The following is a 17,841-nucleotide window of genomic DNA, read 5'->3' as shown; positions in this document are numbered from 1 at the left end:
GTCCTTATCACGCCTGACGGACCTGCGTTAGCTGACTCGTTTCGATAAAAAACCCGGACACTGTCCGGGTTTTCTTACCCTAGGGTTTTATCAACTGCCCAACTCGCCACGGGTGTCTGCGTCGAAGCGCTGACGGGCCTGATCAGCCGCCGGCTTGAGCAAAGCGAGCAGCGCCGCCTCACTGTACAACTGAGTGACCGCCAGTTCCTTGGGGGTCGGCTCAATCGGAATCAGCAGCTCTTCGCCGTCGGCGTGCAGCCAGATGGCCACAACGTGCAGTGCCGAGATGAATAACACGCGCAGCTCCACGGTTTTACCCTGCAATTGCGGCGACTGTTCCGCCAGCTTCAGCGCATCCACCGTCGCGGCTGCCAACGTCCCGTGGTTGAGCGACGCGAACTCGACATGGCCGCGTACGTCGGCCAATTGCGCGTCGGCAATCGTCGCGCCATCGGCAAATACCAGGTAATGCCAATCGCCGACCTCAGCGTCTTTCAGGCCTTTACCGAGGCTCAGGTCCTCCAGGCTGAGCGAGTAGCCACGATAGCCTTCGCTCAGCCTGATTTGGCCCGGCACGGCGGCTGCGAATTGGCGATTGATGCCGAAGCCCTGGGTTTGCAGCGCGGCTTGCAGCGCTGGACGCAGTACCTGTACGCCGTTGGAAGGCGCCTTTGGATAAGTCAGTTGCATGATGCAGCCCTCCTCAGTTTTTTACGGTGAAGTAAGTGTTGGTCCAATTGCCGCCGCCGTTGTACGAACCGGGGAACGAGTTCAATGCGCGAGTCGAATAGCCGTAGATCGAATCTGCGATCAACAGGTAGTTGCCGTTGGTGCCATAGATCACCAGAAAGTGCGCGCCGCCACCGTACCAGGCGCAACGCAAACCGATGGGGCGGCCCATGTTGAGCTGGTTCTGGATGGCCGACATCTGCAGCGAGCCTTGATTCATGCCGTTGTAACTGCGCGTGATCCGAAGGGCGGAATCCAGGTAGCCGTAGACGTTGCACGGTCCCGGCTGGTTGCAGCAGTTTCGGTCCAGCGCGTTGCTGGCGACACCGCACTGGGTCCAGGACCCGGTGCCGTAGTAGTTGCCGACCGACGCGGAAACAGCCGCCCAACACCAGTTGGTCTGGGTTTGTTTCTGCATGCTGAAATTCAGGCTGGCGGCAGCCATTGCCTTAGGCTGATGAGCCGCTTCGACTTCGACCAATTGCGGGTCGAGCAGATGACCGATCAGGCAGTTGGGCTGTGTGTCGCCGGTGAATCGGGTTGTTTCAGGGGTTAACATTTTTCAATCCTCCATGAATGAAAACACGCGTCCAGCGTGTAAAGGTGCAGCGGTGTTGCTGAGCTATCGACGTTCCGGGATGCCCGTATTCGAGGGCGCGTTCCGATCTGGCTCGAGGTAACCCTAGGCGTGAATATGCATTAACGCAAACATATAAATGCACAACTGCATATTCATTGAAGAAGAGTGCAGACTACGAGGATCACCGCGTTCGCTGCCTCGACCGGCCTGTCGCCGATTGATAACAAAACGCCCCAAACAAGTCGGGGCGTTTTGCATTGGCCTTCATCAGGGCCTTGTCACAGCGTCAACCCGGGCATGCTTCCCTTCACCAGCATGATTGATAGCGCCTGGGGGGGTAAGTTTTCAGCACTCGGCCTCAGGCTGTTTTAGAGAGAAATTTCATGGCTGAAGCTGAGACGGGTCCGCCTCACTGTGGCTGTTGTCCTCAGCCTTGATCAGAACGTTGCTGTCCTCGTCAATTTGATAGGGAACATCAGCTTCTACACCGTCGATGCCCGTCTTGACGACCACGTTGGTGTAACGCTTACCGTCCCAGCAGCGGAAAACCAGTGTCGAGTTCTCTCCGCCGGAAAGCGTCGAGCCGAGACTCCCTATAAGCCGGCTGTCAGCGCCTGCGGTCAATACGCAGTTCTTGCCAGCCGTCAGCTTGCTACGATCCCCGGCCATCAGTACACAATCGTCGCCGGCAGTGAGTTTGCTCCGGTCGCCAGCAGTCAGGTAACTGTTGCTGCCGGCCAGGAGCTTGCTGCGATCGCCCGCTGTCTGGGTGCTGTCTGCACCGGCAGTCAGCTTGCTGCGGTCGCCCGCCATCTGGACACTGTTAGCGCCGGCGATCAACGTGCTGCGAGAACCCGCTGTTTGCGAACTGCCTTTGCCGGCGATCAACATACTTTTGTGCCCTGCAATCTGAGTGCTCTCATGGCCCGCAATCAGCGAACTCTTATGGCTCGCAATCTGGTTGCTGCCGTATCCCGCCGTCAGGCTGCTGCGCATGCCTGAGGTAAGACTGCTGCCGTAGCCCGCCGTCAGTACACTGTGCAGTCCACTGATGAGTGTGCTGCCATAACCCGCGGTCAAACAGCTGCGCGTGCCACTGGTCAAGCTGCTGCCATAACCGGCAATCAGCGAGCTGTCCTGCCCTGCAATCCCGGTGCTGCCATAACCCGCGGTGAGCGTGCTGTCGCGCTCCGCCATCTGGGTACTGCCATAACCCGCCGTTAATGTGCTCTCAAAACCGGCGGTCTGCGAACTGCCGTAGCCGGCCATCAACGAACTGCTAAACCCGGCTGTTTGCGTGCTGCCATAGCCGGCGGTTAGCGTACTGCTGTCCAGAGCAGTTAGCGTACTGCCATAACCCGCGGTCATGACACTGCCGTAACCCGCAGTCTGAGTACTGCCATAACCCGTCGTCAGGCTGCTGTTGTAGCCGGCAGTTTGAGTGCTGCCGTAACCAGCGATCAACGTACTGTTGTAGCCCGCCGTTGAAGTGCTCCCATAACCGGTCGTCAGCGAGCTTTCTTCCTGGGCGGTCTGGGTACTGCCATAGCCTGCGGTCAGGGTACTTTTGTAGCCGGCGGTTTGCGTACTGCCATAGCCGGCAATCAGCCTGCTTTCATAGCCGGCTGTCGATGTACTTCCGTAGCCGGCAGTTAACCAACTTTGCTCCTGAGCCGTCTGGCAACTGCCGTAACCCGCTGTCAACGTAGACTCATAGCCAGCGGTCTGGGTGCTGCCGTAACCCGCGACCAACGAACTTTGATAACCCGCAGTCGAGGTACTGCCGTAACCCGTGGTGAGCGAGCTATTGTCCTGGGCCGTTTGGGTACTGCCGTAGCCGGCAGTCAGGGTGCTCTCATATCCCGATGTTTGCGTACTGCCGTAGCCGGCGATTAATGAACTGTTGAATCCGGCAGTTGAGGTACTGCCATATCCCGCAGTCAGCGAACTGTCCTCCTGAGCGGTTTGGGTGCTGCCGTAGCCCGCAGTGAGTGTACTTTCGTGTCCTGCGGTCTGAGTACTGCCGTAGCCTGCGATCAGCGAGCTGTCAGCGCCGGCGGTACTCGTACTGCCATAACCTGCGGTGAGTGAACTGCCTTCTTGTGCCGTCTGCGTGCTGCCGTATCCGGCAGTCAGAATGCTTCCGTAACCGGCAGTCTGGGTACTGCCGTAACCGGCGATCAACGAACTGTCGTAACCACCGGTTTCAGTACTGCCGTAGCCGGCGATGAGATCACTGCTTTCCTGGGCGGTCTGAGTGCTGCCATAACCCGAAGTCAGAATGCTTTTGTAACCCGCAGTCTGGGTGCTGCCATAACCTGCAATCAACGCACTTGCGTGACCGGCGGTCTGCGAACTGCCGTAACCGGCAGTCACCATACTGCCAGGTCCGGTGGTGGCCGTGCTGCCGTAGCCGGCAGTCAGGTCACTGCCTTCCTGAGCCGTCTGAGTACTGCCGTAACCCGCAGTCAGGGAGCTTTCTCCCCCCGCAGTTTGGGTGCTGCCATAACCCGCGATCAGTGAACTGTCGGAGCCCGCAGTGCTCGTGCTGCCGTAACCGGCGGTGAGATCACTGCCCAATTGAGCTGTTTGCGTACTGCCATAACCGGCAGTCAGGGAGCTGTCTGTGCCAGCAGTTTGCGTGCTGCCGTAGCCGGCGATCAGCGAACTGTCGGAGCCCGCAGTGCTCGTGCTGCCGTAACCGGCGGTGAGATCACTGCCCAATTGAGCTGTTTGCGTACTGCCATAACCGGCAGTCAGGGAGCTGTCTCCCCCGGCAGTCTGCGTGCTGCCATAACCGGCAATCAGTGAGCTGTCGGAGCCCGCAGTGCTCGTACTGCCGTAACCGGCCGTAAGATCACTGCCCACTTGAGCCGTTTGGGTACTGCCGTAACCGGCTGTCAGGGAGCTGTCTGTGCCGGCAGTCTGCGTACTGCCGTAACCTGCGATCAGCGAGCTGTCGGAGCCCGAAGTGCTTGTACTGCCGTAACCAGCGGTGAGATCACTGCCTTTGCGGGCTGTTTGGGTGCTGCCATACCCTGCGGTCAGAGAGCTTTCTCCGCCGGCCGTTTGCGTGCTCCCGTAGCCAGCGATCAGCAAACTGTCGGAGCCGGCGGTGCTCGTACTGCCATAACCGGCGGTGAGATCACTGCCTTCTTGAGCCGTCTGGGTGCTGCCGTAACCGGCGGTCAAGGAGCTTTCGCCCCCGGCTGTTTGCGTGCTGCCATACCCGGCAATCAGCGAACTGTCGGAGCCGGCGGTGCCAGTGCTGCCGTAGCCGGCGGTGAGATCACTGCCTACCTGAGCCGTTTGGGTACTGCCGTAACCGGCGGTCAAGGAGCTTTCGCCACCGGCCGTTTGCGTGCTGCCATACCCGGCAATGAGCGAACTGTCGGAACCGGCGGTGCCAGTGCTGCCATAGCCTGCGGTGAGATCACTGCCTACCTGAGCCGTCTGGGTACTGCCGTAACCGGCGGTCAAGGAGCTTTCGCCCCCGGCCGTTTGCGTGCTGCCATACCCGGCGATGAGCGAACTGTCAGAGCCGGCGGTGCCGGTGCTGCCGTAGCCGGCGGTGAGATCACTGCCCACCTGAGCCGTTTGGGTACTGCCGTAACCGGCGGTCAAAGAGCTTTCGCCCCCGGCCGTTTGCGTGCTGCCATACCCGGCAATAAGCGAACTGTCGGAGCCGGCGGTGCCGGTGCTGCCGTAGCCGGCGGTGAGATCACTGCCTACCTGAGCCGTTTGGGTGCTGCCGTAACCGGCGGTCAAGGAGCTTTCGCCACCGGCCGTTTGCGTGCTGCCATACCCGGCAATCAGCGAGCTGTCGGAGCCGGCGGTGCCGGTGCTGCCATAGCCTGCGGTGAGATCACTGCCTACCTTGGCTGTTTGTGTACTGCCGTACCCCGCCATCAGGGAGCTTTCATCGCCGGCGGTTTGTGTACTGCCGTAGCCGGCAATGATCGAACTATCAGAACCCGACGTTCCGGTACTGCCATAGCCTGCAATAAGTGTGCTGCTGTCTCCGGCAGTTTCAGTGCTGCCGTAGCCGGCAATGAGTTGGCTCTGATTAGCGCCAGTGAGCGTACTGCCATACACGGCCGTTTCCAGCGTTTGTGGATGACGCACAGTGGTACGGCGAATGACGACATCGGGAGCAGTGTTAGTAGTAACCGGCAGGACGGGAAGGACAGACGTCGTCGCTGATTGCGCGTCAGGAATAACAAATGCCTCAATCAAATTTGTCGTGGAGGCTTCATACTTGCAAGCATTGTTATAAATAAAGTCCAGTGCACTGCTTCGCGTGCCGACGTGAACAACTTCAGCACGCGAAAATTTTACGCCTTCATCCTCTTCGAGGAAAATCAGCTCACCCACTGCCACTTCACACACAACCCATTTCGCGTCTGCCTGCGGGCTCAACTGCGCACTCGCGCCTTGCCCCCACAATACGCCAGCCAACCCGTTTTCAAGCTTGATGGTGGGTTCCCAAAACTTGCATTCGACCACTCCTGAAACAGGCCAGATCAGACCACAGTGGTCGGCCATATTATTAGCGCATGTTCGCAGAACCAGAACTTTTTCGGTTTTCATTTTTAAACACCTTTTACAACTACTTTCTCTAAAGTCCTTTGGAGGCAAACTTCCATGACAAACATATATGCAAAGTCAAGACGGCCGATAACGCGAGCACTGACAAATAAATTTGACTGTGCTTTGCTGGAAACCAAACACCTTCTTCTTGAATAATCAGGAAAACATTGACGGCATCAAACCACTGGCAAACAACGCAATAGAACAGCAAGGCGGCTATCAACGGCCCACCCTGTGTCTATTTTTTACTGTCCGACATAACCCTTTAAACGCATGCAGTCGTTCATCAGTTCAATCTGTTTTTGCGCAATAACAATCCCGTCACCCACGGCATTGCCCATGCCGGAGGTTTTGTCATTAGCCGAAGGCGAAGAGTGATAACTTGCCGTCGCTGCTTTGGCCTCGTACTGACACTGAGCCTTGTCGTGCGCACTATCAGTCGTGCGCCCGTCTACTCTGGTCCAATTACGAACCGATGTTGTGCACGCACACAGCATCAACGTGAGCAACATCACCAACAGACATCTCATGGTTAACTCCTGCGGTAAACCAGCACGTCCACTGCGCCGCCCTTCAACTGTGGACGACGATCGGGTCGGGCACTGCATGGGCGAAACTCACCGTCTGTCGCCCTGAGGCCATCATGGGATGCATCGAAGTAAAAGTGAAGTTAAACGAAGTATATTTCAGTACCGATAAGAAATACTTAATCAGGAGTTTGACAATGAAGCTCGATGCGAAGCAAATGCAGGCATTTCTGGCCGTCATCGAAGGTGGCAGTTTCGAAAAGGCTGCGGAATACCTGAACGTGACTCCGTCGGCAGTCTCGCAGCGAATACATGCACTTGAGGCGCGTCTGGGTAGTTCAGTGGTGGTGCGGGGCCGGCCGTGCGAGCCGACTCAGGTAGGGAGAAAGTTGATGAATTACCTCCGTCGCGCGACCGTGCTGGAGGAAGAACTACTCAACGATATAGAAGGAAACGGAGAGGACTATTTACGCTTGGTGATAGGCGTCAACGGCGACACCTTGAACACATGGTTTTTCCCGGCATTGGCAGATACTTTTATCAGCGAAAACATTCTTCTGGAGCTGGTGGTCGATGATCAGGATCATACGTACGCCCTGTTGGAGAGTGGGCAAGTCATTGGTTGCATAGGCACGCGCCCAGTGCCGATGCGTGGTTGCTTTGCAGAACCGCTAGGGTTGGTTCGCTACCAATTGGTGGCATCGACGGCGTTTCAGGAGCGATGGTTCCCGTCAGGGCTGACACGCGACGCCGCACGCAAGGCACCGGTGCTTGCCTACTCTCGCAAAGACACATTGCAGTCAGAATTTTTACAGTCGCGCTTAGGCTTGCATGCAGATGCCTTTCCGAGCCACTACCTGTCGCTCCCCGAAGCGCGCTTTCGGGCGATACGTCATGGCCTCGGCTACGGCATGGTTCCACAGATGAAAGCCAGTACCTTGCTTAAAAGTGGAGATCTGGTGGATCTGGACCCTGGCCATTTCACCGAGGTTGCGTTGTATTGGCACGCCTGGGCCCTGCAATCGCCACGCATGGAAGCGCTCTCCAACCATGCAGTGTCTGCCGCCAGGCGCATCTTGAATTTCAAGAGTCAGGAGGCATTTGTGGTTGGCACCTCGATCAGATAACAGGATCGCCCTTTCAAGACTCGCTTATGCAACGGGGAAATAAAACCCTCACTGTCATCCAAATCACTGGGTTTTTCGCAGTGTAAAAATCAACAAAGTCTTCGCTTCGAAATAATCACGCCAGCCGCCACCGCCCCCGCCTCTCGATGAGCGCTTGAAACCTGATACACCGCAACTTAAACGATTCAGGCCCCAGGCGAACCTTTCTCCGCAAACGGGCGTCCGAGCTTAAGCACTGTTGCTTATCGCCCGCCGCGAGGTTCACGTTTGAAAGCCGCCATCATCAAAAAGTACCGCTTGGTCATCAAGACCATGGGCTATGTGGGCTGGTCCCTGTTCTGGCTATTGTTGTGGGATGTCGCCGTCACGGTGGATTTCATGCTGTTCCTGACCACCAAGATCAATCTGCCGCTGATGCCCCTTACACTGCTGGGTTCGGCGCTGGTGGTGCTGATCAGTTTTCGTAACAGCAGCGCCTATAACCGCTGGTGGGAAGCGCGCACGCTGTGGGGTGCGATGGTGAATAATTCACGTAGCTTTGCACGCCAGGTGCTGACCCTGCTGGATGATGCGGACGGCGAAGTAAACCCGGTCAAAGCCACTCTGCTGCGCCGCCATGTGGCCTACGTGAATTGCCTGGCGGCGCACCTCAGGGGCAAGCCCTGCCCGGACGAAGTGCGCGCGTTTATCCCGGCCGAAGAGTTCGCGCGCAACGGCGCTACCAACAACTTTGCCAATGACATCCTTACCAGCTCGGCGACGTTATTGGCGCATGAATACAAGGCCGGCCACCTGGACAGCATTCGCCTGGCACGGCTGGAATCGACCCTGGTGGACCTGTCCAACGCCCAGGGCGGCATGGAACGTATCGCCAACACGCCACTGCCCTACCCCTACGTGTACTTTCCACGGCTGTTTATTTCGCTGTTCTGCCTGATCGTGCCGGTAGGTTTGGTGGAGTCCCTGGGCTGGTTCACCCCACTGGCGTCGACGGTGGTGGGCTTCATGCTGCTGGCAATCGAACGCATCGGCACCGACCTGCAAAGCCCGTTTCACTCCAGCGAACACCAGATCCAGATGGAGACTATCTGCGAAACCATCGAGAAGAACCTGCAGTCGATGCAGCGTGATGCCTTGGCTTGAGCTCGCTCGAACGCCGCTGGCCTTGCACCCAATCACCACCACAATGCCGAGTGCCAGCGCCGCCGACCTTGGAATAGATAGTCGAAGTGAGACCGGATGTTGTGTGGCGGGCCCGCGCGCTGCGCCGGTAGTTGACTCACGTAATCATCACCCAGCCTGTAACAGACTATTACCGAGCGTAATGTACTAACCAGTTACTTATCTTGCTAACATTCGACCTTTAGTCACTCACCTTCGAGTCCTGTCGACATGAAACGAGCATCCCGCGCCGCTGGCGCCTCAAGATATCTGCTGCTGGGCCTGGGCATCGTCATTGCGGTGCTCGGCGTGGCCCTGGCCGTTGGCGGCGCCAAACTGGTCAGCCTGGGCGGTTCCTGGTACTTCCTGATCGGCGGGGTGGCCATGGCCATTTCCGGCTTGCTGATCGCGCGTCGCAAACCGGCTGGCGCGTGGCTGTTCGCCGCCTTCCTGGTCGGCACGGCTGTCTGGGCGGTGGCGGATGTGGGGCTGGTGTTCTGGCCGCTGTTCTCGCGGGTGTTCATGTTTGCGGTGATCGGCCTGATGGTGGCGCTGGTGTATCCGCTGCTGGTGGGCCGGCCTGCGCGCGGCGCGTATGGCATCGCCGCCGTGATGGCGGTCGGCGTAGCGGTCGCGGCGGGCAATATGTTCGTCGCCCACCCTAGCGTGGCCCCAACCGGCGCCGGCCCTGGCATCACGCCGGTCGCCGCAGCCGATGCACAGAAAGACTGGGCGCACTATGGCAATACCGAAGGCGGCAGCCGTTTTGCGGCGCTGGACCAGATCAATCGCGACACCGTCAATAAGCTCAAGGTGGCGTGGACCTACCACACCGGCGACGTGGCCATCAGCGACGGCAACGGTGCCGAAGACCAACTGACGCCCCTGCAGATCGGCAACAAAGTGTTCATCTGCACGCCGCATAACAACCTGATCGCCCTGGACGCCGACACCGGCAAAGAGCTGTGGAAGAACGAGGTCAACGCCAAGTCGGCGGTATGGCAGCGTTGCCGCGGCATGGCCTATTTCGACGCCACCGCGCCGATCGCCCAGCCGACCCAACCGAACAGCTCGCCGATCATTGCCGCCAGCGTGCCTGCCGGTGCGCAATGCCAGCGCCGTCTGCTGACCAACACCATCGACGCACGCCTGATCGCCGTGGATGCCGACACCGGTAAATTCTGCGAAGACTTCGGTACCCATGGCCAAGTCGATTTGAAAGCCGGCCTGGGCGATGTACCGGACAGCTACTACCAACTGTCTTCGGCACCGTTGATCGCCGGCACCACCGTGGTGGTTGGCGGGCGTGTCGCCGATAACGTGCAAACCGACATGCCGGGCGGCGTGATCCGTGGTTTCGATGTGATCAGCGGGCAAATGCGCTGGGCCTTCGACCCGGGCAACCCGCAAGACAAGCAAGCCCCTGCCGCCGGAAGCACCTATGTGCGCAGTACGCCGAACAGCTGGGCGCCGATGTCTTACGACCCGCTGATGAACACTGTTTTCCTGCCAATGGGCAGCTCATCCACCGACATCTACGGCGTGGAACGCACCCAGCTCAATCACAAATACGGCGCCTCGGTGCTGGCGCTGGACGCCTCCACCGGCGCCGAAAAGTGGGTGTACCAGACCGTCCACAATGACCTCTGGGACTTCGACCTGCCGATGCAGCCAAGCCTGATCGACTTCACCCCGCCGGGCAGCGACAAGGCCGTGCCGGCAGTGGTGATCGGCACCAAGGCCGGGCAGATTTATGTGCTCGACCGCGCCACCGGCAAGCCGCTGACCGACGTCAAGGAAGTCCCGGTCAAAGCCGCGAACATCCCTAACGAGCCTTACTCGTTGACCCAGCCAAAATCGGTTGGCATGCCGCAGATCGGTGCGCAGACGCTGAGCGAATCGGACATGTGGGGTGCCACGCCGTACGACCAGTTGCTGTGCCGTATCGACTTCAAAGGCATGCGCTACGAAGGCCTGTACACCGCGCCGGGCACCGATAAATCGCTGAGCTTTCCGGGCTCCCTGGGTGGCATGAACTGGGGCAGTATTTCCACTGACCCGGTGCACGGTTTTATCTTCGTCAATGACATGCGCCTGGGCCTGTGGATCCAGATGGTGCCGTCGCAGAACAAGGCCCAGGCCTCGTCCGGCGGTGAAGCGCTGAACACCGGCATGGGCGCTGTGCCGCTCAAGGGCACGCCGTACGCGGTGAACAAAAACCGCTTCCTCTCGGTGGCCGGCATTCCGTGCCAGGCACCGCCGTTCGGCACCCTCACCGCCATCGACATGAAGACCCAGCAGATCGCCTGGCAAGTGCCGGTCGGCACGGTGGAAGACACCGGCCCCTTGGGCATTCGCATGCACCTGCCGATCAAGGTCGGTTTGCCCACCCTCGGTGGCACCCTGTCGACCCAGGGTGGCCTGATCTTTATCGCCGGCACCCAGGACTTCTACCTGCGCGCCTTCAACAGCGGCAACGGTGATGAAGTCTGGAAAGCCCGCCTGCCAGTGGGCAGCCAAGGCGGCCCGATGACCTACGTTTCGCCGAAAACCGGCAAGCAATACATCGTCATCACTGCCGGCGGCGCACGCCAGTCCACTGACCGTGGCGACTACGTAATCGCCTACGCCCTGCCGTAACCACCCTCTGTTCGCGCGGTGCCCCCGCACCGCGCGTTCCTTCTACACAGGCAGTTTGGAAAATCCCGCATGACCTCCACTTCTCATCTACCGTTTGGGCGCCTGGTGCTGGGCCTGGCCTTTGCTGCCGCCCTGCCCGTTCAAGCCGACGACACCACCCTGACCGGCGACTGGGGTGGCCTGCGCCGTGAGCTCGACGAGCAAGGCGTGCGCTTTACCGGCGACTACAGCGGCGAGACCGCCTACAACGCCGACGGCGGCCAGCACCGCGCAGCGCGCTACTCGCAGAACATCAAGCTCGGTGTGCAGGTCGACCTGGGCAAGCTCTACGGCTTCAAAAATGGCGACCGCATCCAGCTGACCATCAACGACCGGCGCGGCACCAGCGCCTCCGAAGACCTGGTGGGCAACCGCCTGCCGATCCAGGAAAACTACGGTGGCCTCTACACGCGCCTCACCGAACTGAGCTACGAGCGCACGCTGTTCACTCCCGCGCTGAACGTCAAGCTGGGCTATATGGCGATGGGCAACGACCTCGGCGGCCTCGACAGCGGCATCCTGTGCAACTTCATGAACGCCGGTTTCTGCGGGCACCCGCTGAACATGTCCGGCGGCAGCGGCTGGACCAACTACCCAAATGCACGCCTGGGCGCGCGGGTGAAATACGACTTTTCACCGTCGTGGCAACTGCGCGTGGCGGCGTTCAACGTCGACCCGGACAGTAACGGCAACTCTAGCCGCGCCTGGCATTTGAACCCCAAGCGCACCACCGGCACCGTGGTGCCGATTGAGCTGGTCTACAAACACGCCGGCCCGCTGCCGGGTGAATACAAGCTGGGGTATTACTACGACAGTTCCGACGTGAAGCGGATCGGCAGCAACAAAGACGTCAGCGGTCGCGGCGGCCACTACCTGTTGATCGACCAGGCGGTGTGGGCGTCCAGCGCGTCTGCGGGCCGCGTGCTGCACGCCTTCGGCCAATACTCGGCAGCCAGTGAAGCGGCCTCGCCGTTCACAAAGTGGTATGGCGCGGGCATGGTGCTGTACAAACCGTTTGAAGGCCGCCCACGCGACACCGTTGCCCTGGGTTATGGCCGCGCGGTGCCGAACCCGCGCAGCCGCGATGTGCAGGCGTTGGCCGCGTTCAACGCGGGCACGGAGTACCCGAACCTGAACAACGCCGAGCAGCTGATCGAACTCAGTTACGGCTACCAGGCCACGCCGTGGCTGACGGTGCGCCCGGATGTGCAATACATCATCGAGCCGGGGGCGTTTTCGGGTGAGAGCATCGATGACGCGTTGGTGCTGGGGTTGCAGGTCAAGGCAGTGTTCTAGCGGCCTGACGCGGTAAACAATGTGGGAGCTGGCTTGTCTGCGATTGCGGCCTATCAGTGCCCGAAGCGCTGACTGACCCTGCGCTATCGCGGGCAAGCCCGCTCCCACAGTGGGGCCTCAATGCATCAGGCGAAGACGGTGCATTGCTGGCCTTTCGTCATGATTTGTAAAGGGCCAGCAAGGCGCGTCGCTTTTAATTGCAGGACGTTTCCTAGACAATCCCTGCCGCCTTGTGCCTGTTGGAATCGATGGCTAGTCTGCGATCCGTCACTGCTCATCAGTGATCGGGTTTAGTCGCTCGGATGGCACAAGGCGCATGGTCACATGAAGTTTTATGGTGGCTGTGCGCAGGGCACCTTCGGGTGCGCCGGATTTACCTTGTGGCCGGTCGACTAACCTGCGTACAGCCTCCACCCATCGTTTAGTCGCGACAGGTGTTGGCTCCTAATTCACACGAGGAGTTACACCATGAATAAAGTCGTCCCCGACCCACCCCTCAGCTCAGCCAAAGCCCGCGCCGCGTTCAACCGCGCCATCGACCATTACCTGCCCACCCAAGGTGTTCAAATCGAAGACTTGAGCTTCGAAGATGCCCTGCTCTACACCGCCAGCTTGCTCGACAGCGCTTCGGCCACGACACTCAATTGCAGTGAGAAGCTTGCAAGTCCCGAACGGGCGAAGATTCTGGCGGTGTGGCATTTGCTGGAAATGGCCAAGACCACGGTGGATCGCTCCATCGAGTGCCTGAAACCTGAAACGCGGTAAAAAATGTGGGAGCGGGCTTGCTCGCGAATGCAGGGTGCCAGTCGCTACATGTGTTGACTGATACGCCGCATTCGCGAGCAAGCCCGCTCCCACAGTTGATCTACAGCGTCCTTGAGTTACTTGGCTCGTCTGCGGGCAGCGTGCTGCACGCCTTCGGCCAATACTCGGCAGCCAGTGAAGCGGCCTCGCCGTTCACAAAGTAGCATGGCGCGGGTGTGGTGCTGTACAAGCCGTTTGAAGGTCGCGCACGCGACACCTTCGTCCTGGGTTATGGCCGCGCAGTGCCAAACCCGCGCAGTCGTGATGCGCAGGAATTGGCGGCGTTTAACGCGGGGACGGACTACCCCAACTTGAATAATGCCGAGCAGTTGATTGAGTTGAGTTATGGCTACCAGGCCACACCGTGGCTGACCGTGCGCCCGGATGTGCAATACATTATTGAGCCGGGGGCGTTTTCGGGCGAAAACATCGACAACGCGCTGGTTGTCGGACTGCAGGTGAAGGCAACGTTCTAAAGGACGTGGCAACGGGGTAAAACGCTCGCTACGGTTGAGCCCTCGCCGTCAATTGAACCCTCGCGGTATCACCACAGAATGCTCGATATGAACACTGAACCCCAGGCGTAAGAAAGCCACTCATGTGAGTGGCTTTATCAGATCGTTCACAGGGCTGGGAGCGTTCGAACTGCAACATGCCTATGCGTGTTAATGAAGTATTTCAGTCATCGTCACTGATTTCGTTGTCGCTGCTATCGGAATAGCTACCCACACCGAACTTCTCTTTCATGTAATCATCATTGAAAGCTTGCTCCTCGTGCGACATATGCGTGCTTTCATGCCACGATTTTTGTTGGGCAGCCGTCAGCTTGTCCTCCTCCACAAACCGCCCTTCAGGCAGTAGATTCTTAACAGTTGGGGTAAGGTTGGTCCTGCGTAATTCGGCGGGCGGTTGGTAATGACCACTCGAATTCGTCCAAAACGTCGGCTCACCCTTCTCGATGTAAACAGTGCCTGCAAACAGCACATCGGTCGTGCCACCTTTCAGTGATCTCAGCCCGTTAGCCAATGCCGAATGTCCCTCCACCCACTCCGCATTAGTCTGAGCATTGAAGGGGTAGATCTTGCCTTCCGGAGTGAGCCCACCGTTCATTGAACCGAGGTATACCGTGTTGGGTTCGTCCGCACGTACAACGAATGCATATGCGCCATCCATCATATAAGGCGCGGCGCCCTTCGAATCCTGGGTCATGAGTGTATACACTCCATTGGGGCGTTTCTTAAGTTCCACTATTTGTTCAGGCGTGGCGGGTTTCTGCATCGTGGAACCTGCAATACGCTCCTTCAGACGAACAGGTTCAAACGGTGGCCCGTCCGTCAGCGAGTTCACCCCTCCCCTGAGCGCAACACGCCCCCACCCGCCTTTTCCATCAACGTATACAGTCATTATCGGTCTACCCGTATTGCGATTAATGATCTGCACATACTCATCATTGAGTTTGAAATCGCCCCTGATCTCATACACCCCAGGTACACCTGTTGCGTCGGTATAGCGGATAAACCATTGGTCTACGCCGGTGTTTGCGTCCTTGACCTGGTAAATGCCCTTTGCATTACGCGTCGCCTTTTCAATAAGCTGCTCGCCATCGGGCACCGCCTGCTCGTTGATATGACCCCCTTGCCGGGGGCCTGAAACATCAGGCTTTTTGTCGTTTGCACTTGGTGCCTTATTACCCGGCTCATTATCGTTTGCGCCCGGCACCTTATTGCCAGGCTCGTGGTCGTTCGCAGCCGAGACTATAGTGCTATCGTCCGAAGCCTTGGGGGCTCGCACCAGTTCCAAGTCGCTTTCCAGAGCGTTCGGGCTCCAGGTGTAGTGTTTGGCCAGGGCTGAGGTAGCCCCCCTGGGAACTTCTGCTAACGCAGCCGCTGCCAAGGTTGGAGCCAGCTCGTGTGCCAGCTGCAAGGCTGATACCACCGCTGCAGCACTGCCACCAAGACGATCAGCTGCCGTCATACCATCAATGGCGTCATGGATGCCGAAGACAATATTGCCCGTGTTGCCGAGGACGGGAAAATAACCGAAGGTATTGCCCCATAGGTCTTTCGCGGCCTTCCAATTTTGCTGCGAGGAGCCAAACACTTCAGTTTGATCGGACCACACTGCGTTGTTGGCATTCAGCGTCTGGAAGTGGGCGGCAATACTGGAATTCAGGTTGCCGTACTTCAACCGATAACCGGTATCTCGCGATTGGGTGTAATTAAATGTCTCCCACACGGGCACCGCTTGATCTTTGGTGAGACTTTGATATCCAGGGTAGCTGGAATGATTACCCGCAATCAAATTATCCAGCACATCACCCGCCTTGGGCCAATGCGCATCTCTGCCGCCTTGCCTGTCGCTGCCATTAAAACTACGCAGCACATGATCACGGTTTTTTTTAGCCCAGCCCGCAAAGTCACTTTCGTCCCATATTTCAGTGACCGTGCCGTTCTTCAGATCGATCATCACACCTTTATCGGGTCTACGTTCCACATTACCGTTAAACGGGAGAAACGGAACAAAGGCATACCCTGCCAGAGGATAGCCATAAATATTAGGAATAATGACCTGCCCATTCCTGTGTAATGTACGCTTGACGGCCTCTTGAGCATCATGACTTAACCGTTCAAAACCGTCCTTGTCATTAGCCAGGCTTTGCAAAGTACCCCGTACCCCATAGGCGTCCGCTTTCCCTGAACGGTGCGCCAGTGCTCCCGCAGTGTCGCGCATGGGCTCGGAGGCTTCATTTTCCCAATGACGCTGAAGGTTGTTGCCCATCGACTCCAGCTGCGCGACCTTGTTGCGATCCTGCTGTTCGATATGCATCGATTGGAAGTTGATCGGGCCGCCTCGCTCGACTTTATCGTGCGCCAGCGCACCCGCGGCTATTTCCCATGCAAAGAAGGTGCGCTGCGTGCTGTTGGTCAACGTGTCGGGGGTTCCACGGCCTACGTATGAATTGAACGTCACCGTGATTTTTTCATGCGGGTCATACCCTGCGGCCAGTAACCCACCACTGAAGTAACCCGCCGGCTCGAGGAATTGGCGGGTCTGCTGGAATTTTATGTTGCGTTCGCCTTCGCTGCCACTTTCTATGTTATTGATCGACGCGACGACACGATCAGCATAGTCATTGATTCGCTGCATCCGCTCAGCTTGTGTATAGACCGCCGTGGGCGGAGAAACGTTGGCTGCACCATAAATGACCGACTTGTAAAAAACATCTTGTGACACGGGAGCAACTGTCACTTGCAGCGCAATGCCAACAGCAGCAATGATGCCGCCTGCCGAGGAACTGACGGTTCCAACAGCATCTGAGCTCGGTGTATCAGTCACTGGATTCAGGGCGGTCGTGATGGCAGCTTGTATTAATGGAAACGAATGCAAACTCATTATCAGGGTACTCTTTGCAGGATATTTACAGCCCCAACACTCCAAGCACGGCAGTGAATTAAACACCTGTCACTGTGTATTTAAATTAAATGAACGGGGGAGCCAGACACGGGTGTGTTTTTGCCACTTGGCATTCTTCTTACACCAGCAATCAAATGAGTCGTACCGACAATCGAATAAGTTCCTTCAATAGAAGTTGCGTTTGTTACCTGCTGTTTTTACACCGCACAGCGTGGACGTTGAGCAGAACAGAGCTGTCGGTGCACGGGACTGTTGAGCGCTCGGTGGATGGCGTTTGGTCATGGTTTGTAAAGGGCCAGCAAGCCGTGTCCCTTTTAATTGCAGGACGTTTCCTAGACAATCCCTGCCGCCTTGTGCCTGTTGGAATCGATGGCTAGTCTGCGATCCGTCACTGCTCATCAGTGATCGGGTTTAGTCGCCCGGTATCCCAAAAGGCGCATGGCCCTCCATGAGGTTCTATGGTGGCTGTGCGCAGGGCGCCCTCGGGTGCGCCGGATTTTGCCTTTTGGGCCGGTCGACTAACCTGCGTACAGCCGCCACCCTACGTTTAGTCGCGAAAGGTTCGGCTCCCTGAATCTAAAAGGTAGCTAAACAATGAATAAAATTGTCCCCGACCCACCCCTCAGCTCAGCCAAAGCCCGCGCCGCGTTCAACCGCGCCATCGACCATTACCTGCCCACCCACGGTGTTCAAATCGAAGACTTGAGCTTCGAAGATGCCTTGCTCTACACCGCCAGCTTGCTCGACAGCGCTTCGGCCACGACGCTCAGTTGCAGTGAGAAGCTTGCCAGTCCCGAACGGGCGAAGATTCTGGCGGTGTGGCATTTGCTGGAGATGGCCAAGACCACGGTGGATCGCTCGATCGAATGCCTGAAACCTGAAACGCGGTAAAAAATGTGGGAGCGGGCTTGCTCGCGAATGCAGGGTGCCAGTC

The 17,841-nt window shown here is 58.1% G+C and carries 10 protein-coding genes and 2 pseudogenes; 7 read left to right on the top strand and 5 right to left on the bottom strand.

Translation table 11 applies throughout. The features are described from left to right. Positions 1-90: 90 nt before the first annotated feature. The 4 genes and pseudogenes from ACLBW8_RS16240 to ACLBW8_RS16225 all read right to left on the bottom strand — a co-directional run bounded on the left by ACLBW8_RS16240 (position 91) and on the right by ACLBW8_RS16225 (position 6,429). Entirely contained in the window at positions 91-690 is a 600-nt protein-coding gene (locus ACLBW8_RS16240) for a hypothetical protein (protein ID WP_447805822.1), read from the bottom strand. A gap of 13 nt (positions 691-703) precedes the next feature. Further along, complete coding sequence (locus tag ACLBW8_RS16235) at positions 704-1,288, bottom strand: papain-like cysteine protease family protein (protein ID WP_221295006.1); 585 nt, start codon at positions 1,286-1,288, stop codon at positions 704-706. 402 nt (positions 1,289-1,690) lie between these two features. After that, positions 1,691-5,401 (bottom strand): annotated as a pseudogene (locus ACLBW8_RS16230) (beta strand repeat-containing protein); the annotation flags it as partial. A 743-nt stretch (positions 5,402-6,144) separates the two neighbouring features. Next, positions 6,145-6,429 (bottom strand): hypothetical protein, encoded by a 285-nt coding sequence (locus tag ACLBW8_RS16225; protein WP_069553840.1) that lies wholly within the window; start codon positions 6,427-6,429, stop codon positions 6,145-6,147. Positions 6,430-6,623: 194 nt separating this feature from the next. On the opposite strand from ACLBW8_RS16225, the gene argP reads away from it, so the two are divergent. From argP to ACLBW8_RS16195, 6 genes and pseudogenes are all read left to right on the top strand, one after another. After that, positions 6,624-7,553, top strand: a complete 930-nt coding sequence (argP, locus tag ACLBW8_RS16220; protein ID WP_064454956.1) for an HTH-type transcriptional regulator ArgP — start codon at positions 6,624-6,626, stop codon at positions 7,551-7,553. Positions 7,554-7,820: 267 nt separating this feature from the next. Next, positions 7,821-8,696, top strand: a complete 876-nt coding sequence (locus ACLBW8_RS16215) for a bestrophin family protein (protein ID WP_064452827.1) — start codon at positions 7,821-7,823, stop codon at positions 8,694-8,696. 249 nt (positions 8,697-8,945) lie between these two features. Beyond that, positions 8,946-11,354 (top strand): glucose/quinate/shikimate family membrane-bound PQQ-dependent dehydrogenase, encoded by a 2,409-nt coding sequence (locus ACLBW8_RS16210; RefSeq protein ID WP_447805821.1) that lies wholly within the window; start codon positions 8,946-8,948, stop codon positions 11,352-11,354. Between the two features lie 69 nt (positions 11,355-11,423). Beyond that, positions 11,424-12,689 (top strand): carbohydrate porin, encoded by a 1,266-nt coding sequence (locus ACLBW8_RS16205; protein WP_447805820.1) that lies wholly within the window; start codon positions 11,424-11,426, stop codon positions 12,687-12,689. A gap of 468 nt (positions 12,690-13,157) precedes the next feature. Further along, entirely contained in the window at positions 13,158-13,454 is a 297-nt protein-coding gene (locus tag ACLBW8_RS16200; RefSeq protein ID WP_447805819.1) for a DUF6124 family protein, read from the top strand. Positions 13,455-13,579: 125 nt separating this feature from the next. Further along, positions 13,580-13,969, top strand: a pseudogene (locus tag ACLBW8_RS16195) (carbohydrate porin); the annotation flags it as partial. 202 nt (positions 13,970-14,171) lie between these two features. Here ACLBW8_RS16195 and ACLBW8_RS16190 read toward each other — a convergent pair. Next, positions 14,172-16,886 (bottom strand): hypothetical protein, encoded by a 2,715-nt coding sequence (locus ACLBW8_RS16190; RefSeq protein WP_447805818.1) that lies wholly within the window; start codon positions 16,884-16,886, stop codon positions 14,172-14,174. Positions 16,887-17,501: 615 nt separating this feature from the next. On the opposite strand from ACLBW8_RS16190, the gene ACLBW8_RS16185 reads away from it, so the two are divergent. Next, positions 17,502-17,798 (top strand): DUF6124 family protein, encoded by a 297-nt coding sequence (locus ACLBW8_RS16185; protein WP_447805817.1) that lies wholly within the window; start codon positions 17,502-17,504, stop codon positions 17,796-17,798. The last annotated feature ends 43 nt before the right edge of the window (positions 17,799-17,841 follow it).

The organism is Pseudomonas sp. M5A4_2d, assembly GCF_053345295.1.
Note: the sequence above shows the minus strand (reverse complement) of the source record. Positions and strands in the feature narration are given on the sequence as shown.